The sequence below is a fragment of the Halomonas aestuarii genome (genome assembly GCF_001886615.1).
Classification (GTDB): Bacteria; Pseudomonadota; Gammaproteobacteria; order Pseudomonadales; family Halomonadaceae; genus Halomonas; species Halomonas aestuarii.
Genome location: NZ_CP018139.1, coordinates 66,215 through 87,365 on the forward strand (window position 1 = coordinate 66,215; position 21,151 = coordinate 87,365).

General features: G+C 67.6%; 12 protein-coding genes. 5 read left to right on the plus strand and 7 right to left on the minus strand.

Annotated features, from left to right (window positions below; genetic code table 11):
- Nucleotides 1-18: 18 nt before the first annotated feature.
- The 3 genes from BOX17_RS00285 (at nt 19) to BOX17_RS00295 (ending at nt 3,909) form a co-directional block, all read left to right on the plus strand.
- Nucleotides 19-1,170: a cation diffusion facilitator family transporter gene (locus tag BOX17_RS00285; protein WP_071946510.1), complete on the plus strand. Its 1,152-nt coding sequence runs from the start codon at nt 19-21 to the stop codon at nt 1,168-1,170.
- 87 nt (nt 1,171-1,257) lie between these two features.
- Nucleotides 1,258-1,974 (plus strand): transglutaminase-like cysteine peptidase, encoded by a 717-nt coding sequence (locus BOX17_RS00290; protein WP_071941514.1) that lies wholly within the window; start codon nt 1,258-1,260, stop codon nt 1,972-1,974.
- 3 nt (nt 1,975-1,977) lie between these two features.
- A complete protein-coding gene (locus BOX17_RS00295) occupies nt 1,978-3,909 on the plus strand; it encodes an EAL domain-containing protein (RefSeq protein WP_071941515.1) in 1,932 nt (643 codons plus the stop codon).
- A 64-nt stretch (nt 3,910-3,973) separates the two neighbouring features.
- On the opposite strand, the gene BOX17_RS00300 is transcribed toward BOX17_RS00295, so the two are convergent.
- The 6 genes from BOX17_RS00300 to BOX17_RS00325 form a co-directional block, all read right to left on the minus strand.
- Complete coding sequence (locus BOX17_RS00300; protein ID WP_071941516.1) at nt 3,974-4,312, minus strand: tryptophan synthase subunit beta like protein; 339 nt, start codon at nt 4,310-4,312, stop codon at nt 3,974-3,976.
- Between the two features lie 103 nt (nt 4,313-4,415).
- Nucleotides 4,416-11,270, minus strand: coding sequence for a retention module-containing protein (locus BOX17_RS00305; protein ID WP_071941517.1), 6,855 nt, complete (start codon nt 11,268-11,270; stop codon nt 4,416-4,418).
- A gap of 163 nt (nt 11,271-11,433) precedes the next feature.
- Nucleotides 11,434-12,039 (minus strand): response regulator transcription factor, encoded by a 606-nt coding sequence (locus BOX17_RS00310; RefSeq protein ID WP_071941518.1) that lies wholly within the window; start codon nt 12,037-12,039, stop codon nt 11,434-11,436.
- Nucleotides 12,039-13,466: an HlyD family type I secretion periplasmic adaptor subunit gene (locus tag BOX17_RS00315; protein ID WP_071941519.1), complete on the minus strand. Its 1,428-nt coding sequence runs from the start codon at nt 13,464-13,466 to the stop codon at nt 12,039-12,041. The genes BOX17_RS00310 and BOX17_RS00315 overlap by 1 nt, the downstream gene beginning before the upstream one ends.
- Nucleotides 13,466-15,637: a type I secretion system permease/ATPase gene (locus tag BOX17_RS00320; protein ID WP_071941520.1), complete on the minus strand. Its 2,172-nt coding sequence runs from the start codon at nt 15,635-15,637 to the stop codon at nt 13,466-13,468. The genes BOX17_RS00315 and BOX17_RS00320 overlap by 1 nt, the downstream gene beginning before the upstream one ends.
- Nucleotides 15,638-15,726: 89 nt before the next feature.
- Nucleotides 15,727-17,952 carry a TolC family outer membrane protein gene (locus BOX17_RS00325; protein WP_071941521.1) on the minus strand — a complete coding sequence of 742 codons (2,226 nt, stop codon included), beginning with the start codon at nt 17,950-17,952 and terminating at the stop codon, nt 15,727-15,729.
- A 414-nt stretch (nt 17,953-18,366) separates the two neighbouring features.
- Here BOX17_RS00325 and BOX17_RS00330 point away from each other — a divergent pair, with 414 nt between their 5' ends.
- Both BOX17_RS00330 and thiI read left to right on the plus strand, forming a co-directional pair.
- Nucleotides 18,367-18,648 carry a hypothetical protein gene (locus BOX17_RS00330; RefSeq protein ID WP_071941522.1) on the plus strand — a complete coding sequence of 94 codons (282 nt, stop codon included), beginning with the start codon at nt 18,367-18,369 and terminating at the stop codon, nt 18,646-18,648.
- Nucleotides 18,649-18,795: 147 nt separating this feature from the next.
- Complete coding sequence (gene thiI / locus BOX17_RS00335) at nt 18,796-20,277, plus strand: tRNA uracil 4-sulfurtransferase ThiI (protein ID WP_071941523.1); 1,482 nt, start codon at nt 18,796-18,798, stop codon at nt 20,275-20,277.
- Here the strand turns inward: thiI and BOX17_RS00340 are convergent.
- A complete protein-coding gene (locus tag BOX17_RS00340; protein ID WP_071941524.1) occupies nt 20,274-20,972 on the minus strand; it encodes a TVP38/TMEM64 family protein in 699 nt (232 codons plus the stop codon). The two genes, thiI and BOX17_RS00340, sit on opposite strands and share 4 nt — an antisense overlap.
- Nucleotides 20,973-21,151: the final 179 nt, after the last annotated feature.

Below are 21,151 nucleotides of genomic sequence, written 5' to 3' on the forward strand. Positions count from 1 at the left end.
CACGGGCCGGACAGGCCGATGGGGCGCGACGCCCAGGCCCGCGAGGCCCACAAGGTCACCCTGATCGGCGCCTTCGTCGACTTCGTGGTCGGTGTGGCCAAGATGGTCGCCGGCTTCATGGTGGGCTCGGCCGCCCTGGTGGCCGACGGCATCCACTCCTTCTCCGACATCCTGACGGACATCTTCGTGTTGGCCGCCACCCACTTCGGCCGCCAGGAAGCCGACAGCAACCACCCCTACGGCCACGGCCGCATCGAGACCCTGGCGACCCTGTGGCTCGGCAGCGTGCTGATCTTCGTCGCCGGCGGCATCGCCTGGGCCAGCATCACCCGGCTCGTCAGCGGGGCCCCGATCCCCGCCCCGGGCCTCTGGGCCATCGGCATCGCCGTGGCGGCCCTGCTCGCCAAGGAGTGGATCTATCGCTACACCATGAGCGTGGCCAGGCGGGTCAACTCACGGCTGCTCGAGGCCAACGCCTGGCACTCGCGCTCCGATGCCCTCTCCACCGTGGTGGTGCTGGTCGGCCTGGTCGCGGCCCAGTTCGGCGTGGGCTGGATGGATGCCGTGGCCGCCGTCGTGGTGGGCATCATGGTCGGCCAGGTCGGCGGGCGACTGCTGTGGGAGTCCAGCCAGGAGCTGATCGACACCGCCCTGCCCGCCGAGGAGCGCGACGCCATGCAGCGGGAGGCCGAGGAGGTCCCAGGCGTTGACGGGGTGCATGACCTGCGCACCCGCAAGCTGGGCAGCGACATCCTACTCGACCTGCACATCGTGGTCCCTCCTCGGGTCACGGTGTCCGAGGCCCACGAGATCGGCAACGAGGTCAGTCGCCGGCTGCGCGAGGCCTTTCCCAACCTGCACGACGTGACCTTCCACATCGATCCCGAGGATGACTCGGGGGAAACCGAACACAGCCTGCGTCCGGGCCTGCCGCTGCGGGAAGATGTCGAAGGGGTGCTCGACCGGGTCTGGCATGGCCTGCCGATCTGGCAGGCCCGCGTCGCCCTGGATCTCCACTACCTGGACAACCAGGTCGATGTCTCCCTCTACGTCAACGCGCTCCCCACGGGGCAGGATCTCGACACGGCGGCCGACGAGCTCCGCCGGGCGGCGGATCGACTCGACTGGGTAGGCCGCCTGCGGATCTGGCTCGGCCCGGGCAAGGGATGATCCCGCCGGCATGAGGCTTCTCATCGCCTCGCATTAGCTGCCTGCGCCCCCTAGACTTAAGCGAATGCTCATCCAGGCCGCCCCGCCATGCCCTCCCCTTCGCACCGGACACTCGAGTCGCCCGGACGCCGCCGCTTTCTGGCGGGGCTGGGCGGCCTGTGGCTGGCGCTCGGCCTGGGGCTGCGTCCATCGCCGGTCGCCGCCAACCTCGCGGCAGAGCGCCTGCGTCAGGCCATGCAGGCAAAGTATGGCGCGAGCGGGCTGTCGAGCCTGGAGGAATGGTTCGTCCTGATCGAACGGCTGCGCCCTGCCGATCTCCAGACACGCCTGCGCGAGGTCAACGACTTCTTCAACCGGCGAATCCGCTGGCTCGACGACATCGACATCTGGCGCCAGGAGGACTACTGGGCCACGCCCCTGGAGACCCTCGGCCGCGGCCAGGGGGACTGCGAGGATTTCTCCATCGCCAAGTACATCACCCTCAAGGAGCTGGGGGTGCCGGAAGACGAGTTGCGCCTGATCTACGTTCGCGCGCGCATCGGGCGCAGCAGTATCACCCAGGCGCACATGGTGCTGGGCTATTACGAGACGGCCGGGGCGGAGCCACTGGTCCTGGACAACCTGGTGCCGTCCATCACCCGCGGCTCGCTGCGCACCGACCTGGACCCGCTATTCAGCTTCAACGGTAGCGGCCTGTGGGCCGCCGGCTCGTCGCAATCGCGCGCCGACCCAGTGGCCCGACTATCGCGCTGGCGAGGGGTGATCGACCGCATGCAGCAGCAGGGATTCATTCAAGGGGGGTAGGACATGTCGCTCATCAAGCAGCTCTGGCTGATCATCGTGGTACTGCTGCTGCTCGCCTTCGGGGGCAGCCTGTTCATCGGGGTGACCACCAGCCGGGCGTACATAGAGCAGGAAGTGCTCATCAAGAACGCCGACAATGCCAATGCCCTGGCTCTGACGATGAGCCAGATGCCCAAGGACCCGGTGACTCTCGAGCTGCTGGTGTCGGCCCAGTTCGACACCGGTCACTACCGCCGCGTGGAGCTGCACAGCCCCGAGGGCGAGATCATCGAGCAGCGCGCCGCCGACGAGGCCATCGGGGACGTACCCGCCTGGTTCGTCGACCTGGTGCGCTTCGACATCCCGCCCGGTCGGGCCGTGGTGCAGGACGGCTGGCGGCAGCTGGGGACCCTGGTGCTGGAAAGCCAGCACAGCTTCGCCTACCGCTCGCTGTGGCAGAGCACCCTCCGGCTCGTGGGCTGGTTTGGCCTCGCCGCCGTGATCAGCCTGCTGCTGGCCTGGTGGATCGTTCGCACCATTCGTCGCCCGCTGGGGGCCGTGGTCGAGCAGGCCCTGCACATCGGTGAACGACGCTTCACCACCATCCCGGCCCCGCGTACCCGCGAGCTTCGCGAAGTGGTGGAGGCCATGAACCAGCTCTCCGCCGCGGTGCGCGACATGCTCGGCGAGGAGAGCCAGAAACTCGACCGGCTCCGGCAACAGCTGCAGCACGACAAGGTGACTGGTGCGCTGAATCGCGAGGCGTTTCTCTCGCAGCTGCAGTTCCACCTGGACAGCCAGGATGCCCGGGCCAGCGGCGCCATCGCCCTGGTGCGCCTGGCACACCTGACCGAGGTCAACGAGCGGCTCGGCCACGCCAGGACCGATGCGCTGCTGCATGACGTGGCCGATGGCCTGGACCAGTTCGGCAGGATCCACGGGGGTGGCATCACGGGGCGCCTCAACGGCAGCGACTTCGCCCTGCTGCTGCCCGGGGTCTTCGACCTGGAGTCGCTTCGGCATGACCTCGAAAGGCGCCTCGCCGCGATGCGGGAACGCACCGAGATGCCACTCGGCCTGCCCGGTGCGCTGATCGACTACGCCCAGGGAGACAAACGCGGCATGCTGCTGGCCAGCCTCGATGGCACCCTGTCTGCCGCCGAAGCCCGAAGCGATGAGGGCCTGATGATGGCCCAAGGCCCCCAGCGTCATACGCTCTTCACGACCCACAACGAATGGCGCCGCGCCCTCCTGGAGGCCATGGCCAGGGGGGTCTACCTGGCCCACTACCCGGTACTGGACGCCAACGGCGGACTCCTGCACTTCGAGAGCCCCTCGCGACTGCGACTGAACAGCGAATGGCAACCCGCCGGAGTCTTCATGCCCTGGATCTCGCGACTGGAGCTCAGCAGCCAGCTCGACCTGGCGGTGATCGACGAGGCAATACGGGACATCACCCAGCGCGGCCAGCCCCTGGGCATCAACCTCTCGGCGGCCTCGATTCGGGATGCCCGCTTCGTCATGGAGCTGCAGACCCGGCTCAAGGCGCGCCCCGACGTCGCCGAGCGGCTCTGGCTGGAGCTGCCCGAATCCATGGCCATCCACGACCTGGCCAGCTTCCGCAGCCTGTGCCACGCCCTGCAGCCGATGGGCTGCCGGATCGGCCTGGAGCACGTGGGCGCCTCCTTCACCCGGATCGCCGACCTGCAGGACCTGGGGCTCGCCTACCTCAAGCTCGACCGGACGCTGGTCAGGAACATCGCCCAGGTCGCCGAGCAGCAGACCATCCTGCGCGGCATGGCCACGCTCTGCCATTCGCTGGGCATCCTGGCCATCGGCGAGGGGGTCGAGACCCTGGAGGAGGCCCGCGTGCTCTTCGAGCTGGGCCTGGATGGCGCAACCGGCCCGGGGATCCGCCAGCACGACAAGTCCGGGGGTGACAACAAGAGGGGCTGACAACGAGAGGGGCCGGCGTCCTCGCGGACGCCGGCCCCGTGCCACCCAGGCATGGCACGCCCGGCTAGATAACCCCGCTCTCGTCGTCGCTGCCGGACACCAGATGAAGGCCATTGAGGCGGCGACGCAACGTCTGGCGTTCCATCACCTTCTCCTGAGCCGGTTCCGGCAGGTCGGTGAAGGTGATCACCCCCTTGTCCATCAGCAGCTCGATCACGTCCTCCAGCACCCGCACGAAGGCCAGGTCGGAGGCCTGGAAACGCGCCGCACTCCTGCCGACCTCGCCCTCCATCAGGAAGGCCAGCAGTTCCGGCGAGTCGGCCGGCAGGTACTCCCGGCACGCCGTCGTCTCCTCACGGCTGACCAGATCGATGCGTCCTTCATCGTCGCGCTTGATGTACATGAAAGGCTCCTGAAAGACCCTGACTGCAGCTTGGTCAGCCGCAACGGAAAACAACAAGCCAGCGCCCGGCAAAGGCCGGGCGCTGGGGTTGAGTGATGGCCGGTTACTCGATATCGAGCTGGCCGTCGGCGATCAAGGACTGAATGAAGGCGGAAGAATCAACACCCTCCATGCTGACGCCATTCAAGGCAATGATCTGATCGGCATTATTGGCATCGAAACCACCGTCAAAGGCACCGTTGCTACTGATATGGAGGAGTGTATTGCCTTCTCCATCTTCGACCGCATGGATATAGCTCCCAACATCGCCCCCCGTTGCAGGCAGCAGATCATTCAGTTGCAGGACATCTCCTTCGCTGACCTCATTGAGGTTGAAGTCAGTAACCAAATCAACGGCCGGCGAACCCGCTGTTCCCTGGTCACCACTGTTATCCGCGAAGCTCCAGGCGAAGGTATCGGCGCCCAGGCCACCAGCCAGCACGTCATCGCCCTGCCCGCCGGTCAGGGTATCGTCACCCTCGAGACCAAACAGGCTATCATCACCGCTGGTCCCCGAGAGGTCATTGCCCTGAGCATCGCCCACGATGCTCTCCGAGTCAGGATAAACGGTGATGGCCACCTGGCCGTCAAGGCTGTCGCCATCCGCATCCGAGCCGGTGACCGGCAGAGTAAAGGACACCGGAGAGAAGGTCGACTCCTCCCCGTAGCTGAACTCCCCGAGCTTGAAACTGGTGGTGATAGCGTCACCGCCAAGCTCGGCACCCTGGATCTCCACGGCATTGAAGGCTTCGGGATCGAGGTTGCCATCCACGCTGACGATCTGGAAGGTCCAGCCATCCTGCATCCCACTGACCAGCAATTCGCCGTCTTCGATGGTGACATGGCCGGTCTGCTCGACGCCGTTATCGTCGTAGATCTTGACCTCATCGACGGTCAGGGTCAGCTGACCCGCACCATCGGGACCCGAGACGAGCGACGATGTGGCACCATCAGCGGAATCCCCCAGATCCATGGAGTAGATTCGCAGATAGAAGCTCGCTTCCTTCTGACTACCGTCCACGGCGACTTTCTGCGAAAAGGCCAAAGTCTCCTGATACCCGGAAAAGGTGTATGACTCCGCATTATTGGTGTCGTCAATCGAGAGGTTACTGACCAGGTCATAGCGCACGACCTCGCCGCCAGATACCTCGGCGCCTTGACCAACCCCCAGGGTCGTACTTGTGCTGTTGACGGTTCCCTGATCGGAATCAGTCAGGGGCAGGATCTCCGAAGACACCAGGACATCATCCGTACCATCCGGGTCCGCTGCCTGCTTGGTGCCGATATTCAGTCCCTTGAAGGGAACATTGCCGCCCCCGATACCACTGAGATCGGTGACGGAGGTGATCTTGCTGTCCGTCAGGATGGAGCCGGAGAAGATCGTGTAGGTGACATTGCCCAGCGCATCGATGGTGGCCGTGAAGCCGACGTCTCCGGACTCCGTGACAGCCTGGATAGTATGGTGCGAGTCATCCGCGTACTGGAGGAACAACGCCTCGTTGTTCAAGTAGAGCTGATCACCATCGACGCTAAGGAAGGCTTGCCGCCCATCCACCAGGTCAAGGTTGAACACGATGTCGCCAAGCCCATCCGCACCTGCCAGGAAGTTCAGGGACTGAGTCACCGTCTTTTCAGACGCTCCCGAATCATCGACTGCCAGCAGGACATGGCCAGACTGCGGATAGAATGGCGCCGGCATATCGTTCTCGACCGTCACCGTGAAGGCGCCGGCCGCCAGGCCGTCGAGCGTGGCCACGTCGCCGTCGGCGTCTTCCACCGCCACACTGACCAGCCCGGAGAAGTCGATCGCGTCGACCGAGGTCTCCTCGCCGGTGACCAGCGCGGTGGTGGTGTCACTGTCGGTGGCCACGTGATCCAGCGGGCCATCCAGGTCGAAGCTCCAGCTACCGTTGGCATTCACGGTCAGCGTGAAGATGATGTCACCCCCCGCCTTGGCGGTCAGGGTGTCGTTCACACCGTCCTGGTCGGCATCGGTCACGTCGTAGCTCAGCAGGACGCCACCGGAGTACAGCGTCGGCAGGCCGTCGGTCGTGGACTGCAGGCCGAAGCGGACGCTGGCCGGGGCGTCGGCCCCGTCGTTGACGGTGATCAGGCTGGCCAGTGAGCCCAGCGTGCCGCTGGCCTCGTCGCTGGCCAGCGTCTGGCCGGCATCCAGGTTGCCGTCGGTCAGGTCACCGGTGTCGCCCGCGCTGGTGGACAGGGCGTCCTCGGCAACCGCGGCCACGACCGGCGTGGCCTGACCGTTGCTGACCACGGTCGGCAGGTCGTTCTCGACCGTCACCGTGAAGGCGCCGGCTGCCAGGCCGTCGAGCGTGGCCACGTCGCCGTCGGCGTCTTCCACTGCCACGCTGACCAGCCCGGAGAAGTCGATCGCGTCGACCGAGGTCTCATCACCCGTCACCAGCGCGGTGGTGGTGTCACTGTCGGTGGCCACGTGATCCAGCGGGCCATCCAGGTCGAAGCTCCAGCTACCGTTGGCATTCACGGTCAGCGTGAAGATGATGTCACCCCCCGCCTTGGCGGTCAGGGTGTCGTTCACACCGTCCTGGTCGGCATCGGTCACGTCGTAGCTCAGCAGGACGCCACCGGAGTACAGCGTCGGCAGGCCGTCAGTCGTGGACTGCAGGCCGAAGCGGACGCTGGCCGGGGCGTCGGCCCCGTCGTTGACGGTGATCAGGCTGGCCAGTGAGCCCAGCGTGCCGCTGGCCTCGTCGCTGGCCAGCGTCTGGCCGGCATCCAGGTTGCCGTCGGTCAGGTCACCGGTGTCGCCCGCGCTGGTGGACAGGGCGTCCTCGGCAACCGCGGCCACGATCGGCGTGGCCTGACCGTTGCTGACCACGGTCGGCAGGTCGTTCTCGACCGTCACCGTGAAGGCGCCGGCTGCCAGGCCGTCGAGCGTGGCCACGTCGCCGTCGGCGTCTTCCACTGCCACGCTGACCAGCCCGGAGAAGTCGATCGCGTCGACCGAGGTCTCATCACCCGTCACCAGCGCGGTGGTGGTGTCACTGTCGGTGGCCACGTGATCCAGCGGGCCATCCAGGTCGAAGCTCCAGCTACCGTTGGCATTCACGGTCAGCGTGAAGATGATGTCACCCCCCGCCTTGGCGGTCAGGGTGTCGTTCACACCGTCCTGGTCGGCATCGGTCACGTCGTAGCTCAGCAGGACGCCACCGGAGTACAGCGTCGGCAGGCCGTCAGTCGTGGACTGCAGGCCGAAGCGGACGCTGGCCGGGGCGTCGGCCCCGTCGTTGACGGTGATCAGGCTGGCCAGTGAGCCCAGCGTGCCGCTGGCCTCGTCGCTGGCCAGCGTCTGGCCGGCATCCAGGTTGCCGTCGGTCAGGTCACCGGTGTCGCCCGCGCTGGTGGACAGGGCGTCCTCGGCAACCGCGGCCACGACCGGCGTGGCCTGACCGTTGCTGACCACGGTCGGCAGGTCGTTCTCGACCGTCACCGTGAAGGCGCCGGCTGCCAGGCCGTCGAGCGTGGCCACGTCGCCGTCGGCGTCTTCCACTGCCACGCTGACCAGCCCGGAGAAGTCGATCGCGTCGACCGAGGTCTCATCACCCGTCACCAGCGCGGTGGTGGTGTCACTGTCGGTGGCCACGTGATCCAGCGGGCCATCCAGGTCGAAGCTCCAGCTACCGTTGGCATTCACGGTCAGCGTGAAGATGATGTCACCCCCCGCCTTGGCGGTCAGGGTGTCGTTCACACCGTCCTGGTCGGCATCGGTCACGTCGTAGCTCAGCAGGACGCCACCGGAGTACAGCGTCGGCAGGCCGTCAGTCGTGGACTGCAGGCCGAAGCGGACGCTGGCCGGGGCGTCGGCCCCGTCGTTGACGGTGATCAGGCTGGCCAGTGAGCCCAGCGTACCGCTGGCCTCGTCGCTGGCCAGCGTCTGGCCGGCATCCAGGTTGCCGTCGGTCAGGTCACCGGTGTCGCCCGCGCTGGTGGACAGGGCGTCCTCGGCAACCGCGGCCACGACCGGCGTGGCCTGACCGTTGCTGACCACGGTCGGCAGGTCGTTCTCGACCGTCACCGTGAAGGCGCCGGCTGCCAGGCCGTCGAGCGTGGCCACGTCGCCGTCGGCGTCTTCCACTGCCACGCTGACCAGCCCGGAGAAGTCGATCGCGTCGACCGAGGTCTCATCACCCGTCACCAGCGCGGTGGTGGTGTCACTGTCGGTGGCCACGTGATCCAGCGGGCCATCCAGGTCGAAGCTCCAGCTACCGTTGGCATTCACGGTCAGCGTGAAGATGATGTCACCCCCCGCCTTGGCGGTCAGGGTGTCGTTCACACCGTCCTGGTCGGCATCGGTCACGTCGTAGCTCAGCAGGACGCCACCGGAGTACAGCGTCGGCAGGCCGTCAGTCGTGGACTGCAGGCCGAAGCGGACGCTGGCCGGGGCGTCGGCCCCGTCGTTGACGGTGATCAGGCTGGCCAGTGAGCCCAGCGTGCCGCTGGCCTCGTCGCTGGCCAGCGTCTGGCCGGCATCCAGGTTGCCGTCGGTCAGGTCACCGGTGTCGCCCGCGCTGGTGGACAGGGCGTCCTCGGCAACCGCAGCCACGACCGGCGTGGCCTGACCGTTGCTGACCACGGTCGGCAGGTCGTTCTCGACCGTCACCGTGAAGGCGCCGGCTGCCAGGCCGTCGAGCGTGGCCACGTCGCCGTCGGCGTCTTCCACTGCCACGCTGACCAGCCCGGAGAAGTCGATCGCGTCGACCGAGGTCTCATCACCCGTCACCAGCGCGGTGGTGGTGTCACTGTCGGTGGCCACGTGATCCAGCGGGCCATCCAGGTCGAAGCTCCAGCTACCGTTGGCATTCACGGTCAGCGTGAAGATGATGTCACCCCCCGCCTTGGCGGTCAGGGTGTCGTTCACACCGTCCTGGTCGGCATCGGTCACGTCGTAGCTCAGCAGGACGCCACCGGAGTACAGCGTCGGCAGGCCGTCGGTCGTGGACTGCAGGCCGAAGCGGACGCTGGCCGGGGCGTCGGCCCCGTCGTTGACGGTGACCAGGCTCGCCAGTGAGCCCAGCGTGCCGCTGGCCTCGTCGCTGGTCAGCGTCTGGCCGGCATCCAGGTTGCCGTCGGTCAGGTCACCGGTGTCGCCCGCGCTGGTGGACAGGGCGTCCTCGGCGACCGCCGCCACGATCGGGGTGGCCTCGCCGTTGCTGACCACGGTCGGCATATCGTCGTCGATCGCGACACTGATGCTGGTGGTCGCTTCACTGCCGTCGGTGTCCTGGAGGCTGACGTCCACCGTGAAGTCGACGTTGTCCTCGAAGGCGGCCGGATCGGTCGGATCGGCATGCTGGATCGGCTGCAGCAGCGTCAGCGCATAATTCGCCCCGCTCTGCGTCACGTTGGTGACATCGATCACGAAGACCTGATTGGCCTCCACGCTGGCATCGGTCCCGGTGTGGCCGATCAGCTGATTGCCCACCCAAGTGGCGGTGACCGCACTGCCATCCAGGGTGGTCAGACCGGTGTCGCCATCCGTGCCGACCGAGAGGGTCAGCGTAGACAGGTCGAAGGCATCCAGGCTGGTGCTGTTGTCGAAGCTCAGCGTGCCGCTCAGTGTCGGACTGTCATCACCTGCGGCAAGGTCGGCATTACCGATGGTGGGCAGGTCGTCCTCGTCGGCCAACAGGCCATTCGAGGCGCTCAGTGTCGGATCACCGGCGTCGCTGACGTCCACGGTCACCTGGCGGGTCACGCTGTCACCGTCCTGATCGACCACGGTGTACTCGAAGGTCTCGGTGACCGCCCCGGCGGTGCTGTCGACGCTGGCCGGCGCGGTGTAGACCAATTGGCCAGCATCATCGATGGTCAGGCTGCCACCGGTGGTGCCCTGATTGGTGAAGGCGATATCTTCCAGCGCCACTTCGATTCCATCAGCACCGGCGCCGATGCCCAGGGCATCGGCTGCGTCCGCCGCCAGTACGGTGTCGCCGCTGCCTTCGGTGATCGCCGTGGCATGGTCATAGTCGCTGGCCACCGGCCCATCATCATTGACGTCGATGGTCAGGGTCGCCACTGGCGAGACGTCGCCGTCGTCGTCGGTGACTCTCACCCCGAACAGGTCCTGAACCTGATCGGCGGTACCGACGGCGTCGATCGCATCGTGGTCGAGGGTGTTCTCCTCGAGGGTGTAGCTCCAGCTCCCGTCGGTGTTCACCGTCAGGATCCCGTACAAGCCGGTCACCTGGGTGCCGTCCGCGCCGATTTCCACCCAGTTGCCGGCGGCATCCTGCACCTCGATCAGGGCCAGCAGGTCATTGCCGGTATCGATCTGGAAGGCCCCGGAGGTTGTCAGGGTGCCGCCGCCGCTGCCGGTTTCCGGCAGAGCCGACTCCCAGACCATGTCGCCATCACCGTCGAGGTCGATGGTGTCGACGGTTGGGAAGGAATCCGGCTCTTCGTCGAGCGCCTGCCCCTCGATCTCGGAGGTTCCCTCGAGGGAGGTCAGGCCATACTCGTAGGAGAGCGGATTGAGGTTCTCGGTGATCCGCGCCAGGCGCACGAAGTCATGACCGCCACCCTCGCCACCGGCGCCGCCACCGGCCGCGGTGGCATCGAGGTCCGCGAGCAGGTCACCCTCGCCCTCCTCGATGGCCGCGAGCAGGGCCTGGAGGTCCTCGTCCTGGACGCTCGCATCCTCCGCATCCACCGGCTGCTCGGCGTCGAGATCGGGCGTCATGACGACTTCCTGCACCCCTTCGATCACCGTGGGGTCGCCGATACCGTCGGCAAAGTCGAGTTCCACCCGGCCATTGTCCGAGGTGACGAGGGTCTCGCCCTCCTGCAGGGTGTCCCCGACCTGCAGCTCGCGAAGATTGCCCGAGGCGTCGCGCGCCCAGGCCTGCCCGGTGATGGAGATGATGGTGGCGATGGTCATGAGGTGACTCCCTGCGTAAGAATTGCGTACGAGGCCGCCCATGGAAGAACGGCTGATAGTGTCAAGCTAGGGCAGGATGGGCAGTAGCAGTATTGTACTGATGGCCATGAGGTAGCCCGCCTTGACCTGCGTCAGGTCTCGACGGGGAATCGCTGGTGGAGCGTCAGGCGACCTCACGCTGACCGAGCCGCAGGGTCAGCTGCAGCCGGTCACGGACACCGAGCTTGCGGAAGGTGGCGGCAAGGTGCGCCTTGACGGTGCGCTCGGTGATCTCGAGCCGGCGCGCGACCTCCTTGTTGCTCTGCCCCTGAGCCACGGCAAGGGCCACGTCCCGCTCGCGCTCGGTCAGTACCGAGAGAAGCTCGTCCTGCTGACGGGACTCCCCGCCAAGCGCCCGGTAGGCGCCCCCCATCACCTGGGCGAGCAGCTCGGGCGGCACCCAGATGCCCTGGTGACGGGTTACCAGGGCCACCTGCCGCAGCAGCTCGGGGGGTGACAGGGCGTGGGCATAGCCGCGGGCGCCGGCATCGAGGGCCCGCAGGGCCTCCCGGGAATCGGGCGCGTAGCTCAGCACGCTGACGATGGCGCCCTGGCCGCTCAGCTGGGTGACGAGGCTCGGCCAGTGCTCGATATCGCTCATCACCCAGACGCCATCCCCGGCGCCGGAGCGGGCACGGGCCTGTTCGGGACCAACGCATCGAACCTCGTCGAATGCCCTGCGCCAGCGCGGAATCTCGTCACGGCCGTGACAGACGAAGAGCTGTGTCATCATCGTTCTCCCATGGAATTCTCCCAGGCCCGCAGCACGGGCTTGAGGAGGTACTGCATCACGGTGCGCTTGCCGGTCAGGATGTCCACCTGGGCCGTCATGCCCGGAATCACGTCCAGTTCCCGCTGCTGGCCTGCCTCCTCCAGCGTGCGCACGCGCACCAGGTAATAGGTATTGCCCTCGTCATCGGTGATGGTGTCGGCGCTGATGTGGTCGAGCTCGGCCTCGAGGCCGCCGTAGATGGCGAAGTCGTAGGCGGTGAGCTTGATGGTCGCCGGCTGGCCGGGGCGCAGGAAGGCGATGTCCTGGGGAGCGATGCGCGCCTCCACCAGCAGGGCATCGTCGGTGGGGACGATGTCGATCACCTCCTGTCCGGGCTGGACCACCCCGCCGAGGGTGTTGAAGCCAAGCCGCTGCACCACGCCATCCACCGGCGAGCGGATCTCCGACAGGCGAACCCGATCCTCGAGCCCGGAGCTGGACTCGTTCAGCGCCGCCAGCTCGCCCAGGGTCCGCGAGAGCTCGGTGCGCCAGTCGTTGCGGGCGTTCAGCTCCACCTCGCGCAGCTGGGACTGGGCTTCCTCGATCGCCGACTGCAGCCGCTCCACCTGGGCGGCTGCCTGGGTGCGCTCGCCGCTGGCACGTGAGACATCCCGTCGCAGCCGCAACACCTCGACCTCGGACACGGCACCGGACTGCAGCAGTGGCCGGGTGAGGTTGAGCTCCTGGCTGGCCATGCCGAGCTCGCGTGCCGCGGTGTCACGCCGTGACTGCGCCTCATCGAGCTCGGCGCGACGCTGGGCGAGGCGCTCCTGCAGGATGCTCTGCTCCTCGGCCAGCTTGTCGAGACCGTTCGCGTAGAGCTCGCGCTCCTGAGCCACGATCGCCGGGGCCTGATCGGTCAGCGCCTGCGAGGGGGTGAACGGCGAGCCGGTCGCCAGGGCCCTCAGGCGCTCCGCCCGAGCCTGGAGGGATTGCGCCTTGGCGCGGTTCTCGCGGAACGTGGACAGGAATCGGGTGGGATCGATGCGCATCAGCAGCTCGCCGGCCTCGACCGACTCCCCCTCGCGGACCAGGATCTCCTGCACCACCCCACCGTCATAGGACTGCACGCGCTGCAGCTGGCTGGAGGGGATCACCCGGCCCGTGCCCCGGGTCACCTCGTCGATGGAGGCGAACCAGGCCCAGGTCAGCAGGGCCGCGACCGCCAGCACCACCACGTAGAGGAAGGCCCGGGCACGGATCGGGTCCTGCTGCAGGCGGGCCCAGTCGGCATCGCTCGCCCAGTCGCGGTTGAGGTGCGCCGCGCTGACCCGGCGGGCGAAGAGTCGGTCGATGAAGGGGCGAAAGGGCCTGCCGCCCGCCTCGGAGAAGCGACCGATGGCCTCGAAGCCCTGCTGTTCGGCGGTCTTGCGGGAATCAGCCATCAGCTGGCCCTCCCGATCTGTCCCTTGCGCAGGGCCTCCACCACCTTGTCCCGCGGGCCGTCGGCCACCACCTTGCCGGCATCGATGACCAGGATGCGGTCGACCAGCGACAGCAGTGAGGTCCGGTGGGTGACGATGACCAGGGTCTTGCCCTGGCCGAAGGCCTTGAGGCCGGCCTTGAAGGCCTCCTCGCTGGCGTGGTCCATGGCGCTGGTCGGCTCGTCGAGCAGCAGGATGCGCGGATCGTGGACCAGCGCGCGTGCAATGGCCACGGCCTGGCGCTGGCCGCCGGAGAGCATCTGGCCGCGCTCCCCCACCGGCAGGTCGACGCCCTGGGGGTGGGAATTCACCAGGCCGTCCAGCCCGCTCACCTTGATCGCCCGCAGCATCGCCTCGTCATCCACGCCGTCGCTGCCGCCGCCGGCGAGGATGTTGTCGCGCAGCGAGCCGAAGAACAGGCTGACGTCCTGGGGCACGTAGCCGATATGGCGGCGCAGCTGCACGGGATCGATCTGGCGGATATCCACGTCGTCGATCAGCACCGCCCCGGCCGTGGGCTGGTAGAGGCCCAGCAGCAGCTTGTTCAGGGAGGTCTTGCCGCAACCCACGCGGCCCAGCAGCGCCACTCGCTCGCCCGCCTCGATCGTCACCGTGACGTCGCGCAGGGCATCGCGTTCCGCCTCGGGATAGCGCAGCGACACCTTGTCGAAACGGATGTCGCCGCGCACCACCGGGCGGTCGATGAAGGTCTTCCCCTCGGGCCGCTCCACCGGCCGCTCCATCACCGCGTTGAGCGACTGCAGCGCCGTGGAGGACTGATGGTACTGCGCCAGCAATGCCGCGGCCTGGCTGATCGGGGCCATGGCCCGCGACGACAGCAGGTAGGCGGCGATCAGCCCCCCCTGGGTCAGGTTGCCCTCGATGATCTGGTAGACCCCGATGATGATCACGCACACCGCCACGCTGTGCTGGGCCCAGAGCGCCACGCTGGAGACCGAGGAGCTGACCAGGCGCAGCTGGGCGGAGGTACGCGACAGGAAGGCCGAGGCCTTCTCCCAGCTCCCCTGGATGCGGCTCTCGGCCCTCAGGGTCTTGACCGTCTCCAGGCTGGAGAGGGATTCGACCAGGGTGGCGTTGCGCTGGGCCCCCACCCGCCAGGTGGTCTCGGAGAGCTCGTGAAGCTTGCCCTGGGCCGCCATGGCATAGAGCAGCACCAAGACGATGCCCACCAGCACCGGGATCACCAGCGGCGGGCCGATCAGCGCAATGATGGCCGCGAACATCAGCACGAAGGGCAGGTCCACCAGCGACACCACCGTGGCCGAGCCGATGAAGGCCCGAACCGACTCGAAGGACTGCAGGGTGGACGCGAAGGAACCGGTGGAGGCCGGCCGGGCCTCCATGCGCAGCCCCAGCACCCGGGCCATGATCGACGACGACAGCTTGACGTCGGCGCGACTCGCGGCCAGATCGACGAAGGCGTTGCGCATCAGGCGCAGGGCCAGGTCGAAGCAGAGCACGATGAAGATCCCCGCCGCCAGCACCCAGAGCGTCTCGGTGGCATGGTTCGGCACCACCCGGTCGTAGACGTTGAGCACGAACAGCGGCATCGCCACCGCGAAGAGGTTGATCACCACGGAGCCGGCGATGACGTCGCGATAGAGCTTGCGGTTCTCGCGGACCACACCCCAGAACCAGTGGCGCGAACGCTGCCGCTTGACCTCCGGGCCGCGCGCGTCGAAACGGAAGCGCGGACGCACGTAGATGGCCTGGCCGCTGTAGCTCTCCTGGAGGCCATCCAGGCCCACTTCGGTCTCGGCGTCGCCCAGCTCGGGAAAGATGACCCGGGCACGGCGCGACCTGAGGTCCAGGGCCACCAGCACGCAGGCGCGCCCGGGCTCGAGCAGCAGCACGGCGGGAAACAGGGCCGGGTTGAGCTGCACAAGGCGGCTCTGGGTGATCCGGGCAGTGAGCCCGGCGCGGGAGGCCGCGCGGGCAAAGACACCGGGGGTCAGGCGCCCCTGTTCCAGGGGCAGGCCAGAGGTCAGCGATTCGGCCGTGGCCGCTCGATCATGGACCTGCGCGATGGTCTGCAGGCACTCGAGCAGCTCGTCATGCACCGCGGAGCGTGAGGGACCCGGGCCCGGGTCCAGATCTTCTTTTTGCGACACAACCACCTCGAAAATCGATACGCCCCGCCGTGATCACGGCGGGGCGAGACGTGCCGACGGGCCGCGCCCGCCGGTCACCGTCATCATGGTCAGCCGCTCACCACATAGCTTCCATCATACCCCATGGCCTCGAGCCGCTGACGCAGCGATGGCACCACGGAGGGATCATGGATCGGGCCCAGCTGGACCCGATGCAGGCGCTCGGTGGAGCGCAGCCTGACCGGCAGGTCGAGCACGCTGCCGAGGCGCTCGCCCAGGCCGCTGGCCCGCGCTTCGCTCGACAGGGCCACGACCTGCAGGAACGCCCCCTGCTCGGACGTCGGCGTCGACGATTCGGCCACACGCAGGTCCACCTCGCCGTAGAAGCCTGCCGGAGCGGCGGCCCAGGCCGAGTCGAGCTGGCTGACCATGGCAGGCGCGTGCCGATGGTCATCGAAGGCGCGCCCGGTCAGGTCCAGGTTCTCACCGACGCGCTCCAGGGTCACCTCGACGCGGCGGTTCTGGCGGCGTCCTTCCACGGTGGCATTGGTGGCCACCGGCCGCCGGGAGCCGAACCCGCGGGTCTCGATCAGGGTGCGATCCACGCCCTGGCCGACGAGGTAGGTGGCGACGCTGTCGGCACGGCGCTGGGAGAGCGGGTCGTTGATGGCGTCACTGCCGGTGATGTCGGCATGACCGGCGATGAACACCCGAGCGAGGTTGTTCATGCCGCGGATCTCGGCGGCCAGGGCGTCGAGCTCGGCACGGGCCTCACCGCTCAGCTCGGCGCTGTTGATCTCGAACAGGGTATCGGCGGAGAGGGTGACGTCCGGCGCGCGGGCGGGGGCCTCGATGCCGGCCGTGAAGTCGGCCAGGGTGAACCCCTGGGGCCCCTGGGCCGGGCAGATCACGTCAGGATTGATCTCCACCCCGTCGCTGCCCAGGTCGGCCAGGGTCGGCAGATCATCGCGCCGCACCTCCAGCGCCTGCATCAGCTGCCCCATGGCGGCCAGGGTGCGGGCATCGGCCAGCGCCACGTCATACTGGGCATTGGCGTAGGCGCGGCTGGCCTCGAAGTACTCGTTCTCGCTGTCCAGGACATCGAGCAGGGTCCGCTGGCCGATATCGAACTGCTGCTGATAAGCGCCCCGGACGCGGTCGATGGACTGGCGATGGTCGTTGAGGTACTGCAGCTGCTCGCGCAGGCGCTGGGTATCGTTGAAGGCGATCTGGGTGGTCTGGCGCACGTCGACACAGGCCTTCTCGCGCAGGTTGACGGCCTGCTCGACCCGGTCGCTCGCGGCGCGGAAGGAGGCCAGGTCGCTGCCGCCGCGATACAGGTTCATGCTGGCCACCAGCTCGATGCTGTGGCGATCCCGGTGATCGCCGTCGGCGACCAGGTCATAGCTGCCGTCGGCGTTCTCGTAGGTGCCGGTGCTACCGCGCAGGTCGAGGCGCGGCTGGAAGGCCGAGCGGGTACCGCGCTGCTCGGCGCGGGCGGCCTCGATGTTCTCGATGGCGGCATGGAAGTCGGGATTGCCCTGGAAGGCCAGGTCGAGGGCCCGGCTGACATCCGCCGGCAGGCGCTCGTCCATCTGTGGGGCCGGCGCCAGGGTCTCGGCCGGCAGGTCACCGACGATGCGCTGGAAGCGCGCCGTCACGTCATGCAGGTTCGAGGCCTCGGTCAGCAGGTTCGACTCGGCGAGCGCCAGGCGACCACTGATCTGCTCCAGGTCGACGCGGCGCCCCGCCCCCGACGTCGCCCGCTCCTCGATCTGGTTGAATACCCGCAGGTGGTCACGGTAGTTATTCTGCGCCAGGCTCACCAGCTCCCGATAGCGCTGCACGTCCAGATAGGCGCGGGTCGCCTCCAGGGCCACCTCCTCGCTCGCCCCCAGCAGCTCGTAGTAGCGCACCAGTTCGGCACGGTCGAGACGCTCGACCTCACTGTAGGTGGCCAGACCGTCCCAGAGCATCTGGGTGATGGTCAGCTCGGCATAGCTGGTGTCGTAGCTGCCGCGACCGTCGAGCTCACGATCCTCCAGGCCGATGCCGGCGGAGACATCGACGCTGGGCAGGTAGTTACCGCGGGCCACGCCGACGTCGTTGCCGGACGCCCGGAAGCCGTTCCATGCGGCCATGACCTCGGGGTTAGTCGAGATCGCCTGCTGGACGACCTGGCGCAGGTCGCTGCTGCCCGGGGACGTCAGGCCCGGGGGGAGCGACTGCGCGACCGCCGCGGCGAGCGGCAGCAGCGTCAGGGAAGCGCCCATCGCGACGGTGCCGGCGAGACGACGGGCATGGGCGAGGTTCACGGGATCGGGGCTGAGTTTCATGGGTGTTCCCTTTCATGGGCGGCGACATGCCCGCGAAGCGGACCGTTCTGCCAGGCGATGAGATGACCCACCCGTCGTGACGAAATCCCTCGGCAGGTGGATGACGCGTCCCTTTCCGGAGGCTGATGCTGACGACGCGTCTCTTTCAGCACTTCGTTGGACCGGCTCGGGGCCGGAAGAACGTGCCAGACGCTTCATGCATTAGCATGATGTGTCTGTTTGTAATCCAGCGTAACCGAATGGTGGAATTTGTCCACTAATAAGACATCTCAGAAGGCACTGTGGCGAGCGATACTTGATGCAGGTCATGGCGGGTGGAGCACCGTGGCAGGCCAGCGCGCGGCACGCCCGCCGGCAAACGTGCTATCGTCTGCCCCATCCCCGAACCGGCGTGGTTACCCCAAGGAGAACGACATGGCCTCATCGGAAATCCAGAAGACCCGCGTGATCAACGAACTGCGGGGCTTCATCAAGAAACTTCTGCAGGACCCGAAGATTCTCGAGCAGTCACTGGACATCACCCGGCGCCAGCTCGGTGAATCGGGCCAGGGCGACGTGATGGCGCGGATCGCCAACGAGATCTCCGACACGACCAGCGTGCACATCCCCGAGGATCCCGAGGAGCACTCCGAGGCCGATCGGCTCTTCCTGGAGCTGCTCAAGGAAGTCGTCAGGGAGGAGCAGGCGCTCTACTGACGCTTGCGCCCGTGGTGACCACGCCCGGCTCTGTCCCCAAAGCCCTGAGCCGGGCGTGGCCATGTTGGGGCCCCTCTCGCCGTCGCCGTGCGAGCCGGGCCTGCCCTTGTTAGAATGGCGGCACATCGTGACAGCCGTTCCTTTCGCATGACCTATCTGCTCAAGCTCCACCCCGAGATCACCATCAAGTCCCGCTCCGTCCGCCAGCACATGACCCGCTGCCTCGCCAGCAATGTGCGCAACACGCTGCGCCAGCGGGCGGAAGGCGTGCGAGTGAAGGCGGGCTGGGATGCCCTTCGCGTCAAGCTCCCGGAGACGCTGACGCCCGAACGAGAGCGCGAGTTGGCGGAAAGCCTGTCGCGCATTCCCGGTATCCACGAGGTGCTGGCAACCGAGGAGGTCCCCTGTACCTCGCTGGAGGAGGCCGCCGACTGGATCGTGCCCCACTGGAAGGCGGCGATCGCCGGACGCCGGTTCCGCGTCCGCGCCAAGCGTCGCGGCGACCATGCCTTCTCCTCCGTGGACCTGGAGCGCCACCTCGGCAGCGCGCTGCTGGCGGCCGAACCCTCAGCCCAGGTGGACCTGAAGCATCCTGAGGTGGTGGTGTCGGTGGAACTGACCCACCATCGGCTACAGCTGTTCCGCTCCCGCCGGCCTGGCCTCGGCGGCTATCCACTGGGGGTGCAGGGCGAGGCTCTGGCACTGGTCTCGGGGGGCTTCGACTCCCCGGTCGCCGCCTGGCGCATGCTTCGGCGCGGCATCAAGACCCACTACCTGTTCTTCAACCTCGGGGGGCCGGCCCACGAGGCGGGCGTCAAGGAGGTCACCCACCACCTCTGGCAACGCTACAGTGCCTCGCACAACGTCGACTTCACCTCGGTGCCCTTCGAGCCGGTGGTCGCGGAGATCCTGCGCAGCATTCCCGACGGCCTGATGGGGGTGGTCCTCAAGCGCATGATGGTGCGCGTGGCCAGCCGCATCGCGGCCCGGTCGGGCATCCCGATGCTGGTGACCGGGGATGCCATCGCCCAGGTATCCAGCCAGACCCTCACCAATCTGGCGCTGATCGACGCGGCCAGCGAGCGGCCGATCCTGCGCCCGCTGGTCACCGAGGACAAGCAGGAGATCATCGACACGGCCCGCCGCATCGACACCGCACGGTTTGCCGAGCAGATGCCGGAGTACTGCGGGGTCATCTCGCGTCGCCCGCACACGCGCGCCCCCACCGACAAGGTGCTGGCCGCCGAGGCCGACTTCGACTTCACGGTGCTGGATGCCGCCGTCGAGGCCGCCACCGTGACCCGGGCCAGTCGCCTGATGGAGGAGCGGCGAGCGCCCGGCGAGGTGACCGTCGTCGACTCGCCGACGGCCCTCGCCGAAAGGCCGGCAGTCAGCGTGATCGACATACGCCCGCCGGACGAGTGCGAGGCGGCACCGCTCGAGCTCGACGTGCCCTGCCTCGAGATCCCCTTCTACGAACTCCAGGACCAGGCGGAGACCCTGCCCGACGACCGCGAGTACCTGCTCTACTGCGACCAGGGCGTGATGAGTCGCATGCAGGCGCTGCACCTGGCCGACCGGGGGTTGGACCACTTCGGGGTCTATCGCCGAACGGGAACGGAGGGCTAGCGGGGATGCCTGAGGTGGTCGACGAAGTCCCGCCAGCGCTTCGGCAACGGTATCCAGCCGGCATCGACCATCCTCGGCAGCGCGACCAGCAGGCAGATGACCACCACCCCGACCGCCATCGCCCAGCCGCTGTCGATGGCGATCCCCTCCCCGGCCAGCACATAGATCAGGGTCATGGGTGACATGCCCAAGGCCGTCGCCATCAGGAACCGGCTGGTGGTGAGCGCCGTGAGTCCCGCCGCATAACTGATCAGGGCAAAGGAGACGACCGGCACCAGCCTCGCCAGGAGCACCATGCCGAAGAGGATGTCCTGCGGGCACTCGGGGAACAGGGCGACATGGCCGTGGAAGAGGCGCTCGATGACCGGCCGACCCACCAGCCGGGCGATCCAGAAGCTCAGGCCGGCACCTGTCAGGGCCCCCACCATGCTGAGCGTGAAGGCCAGGAAGGGGGGGTAGATCATGCCCGCAGCCACGCTGACCACCATGGTGGGAATGGGGCCGACCACCACCGTGAGCGCCATGATCCCCGCCAGCATCGGCGGGCCCCAGGGCCCCAGCGCCTGGCTCAGCGCCTCCAGGCGGGCCACCTCGAGGAAGCCCGACCGATAGAGCCAGACGCCCAGGGCCACCAGCCCCGCCAGCAACGCCCCCGCCAGCAGTGCGCTCTTCCAGCGACCCGGCCTGATGTGCATGATCCCCCCCTTGCCGGTTTTCCCGCCTCATCTCGCGCAACGATCGGCCCCGCGGCGAGGCGGTGCGTCACTGACGTCTCATTGGGCCGGTATCTGCCGACAGCAGTGTCACGGCTTCAAGGCATTGTCCTCTTCCCCGGGAGGTTCCACCAGAGGCGCGGCGGTCAGGTATTCGACGC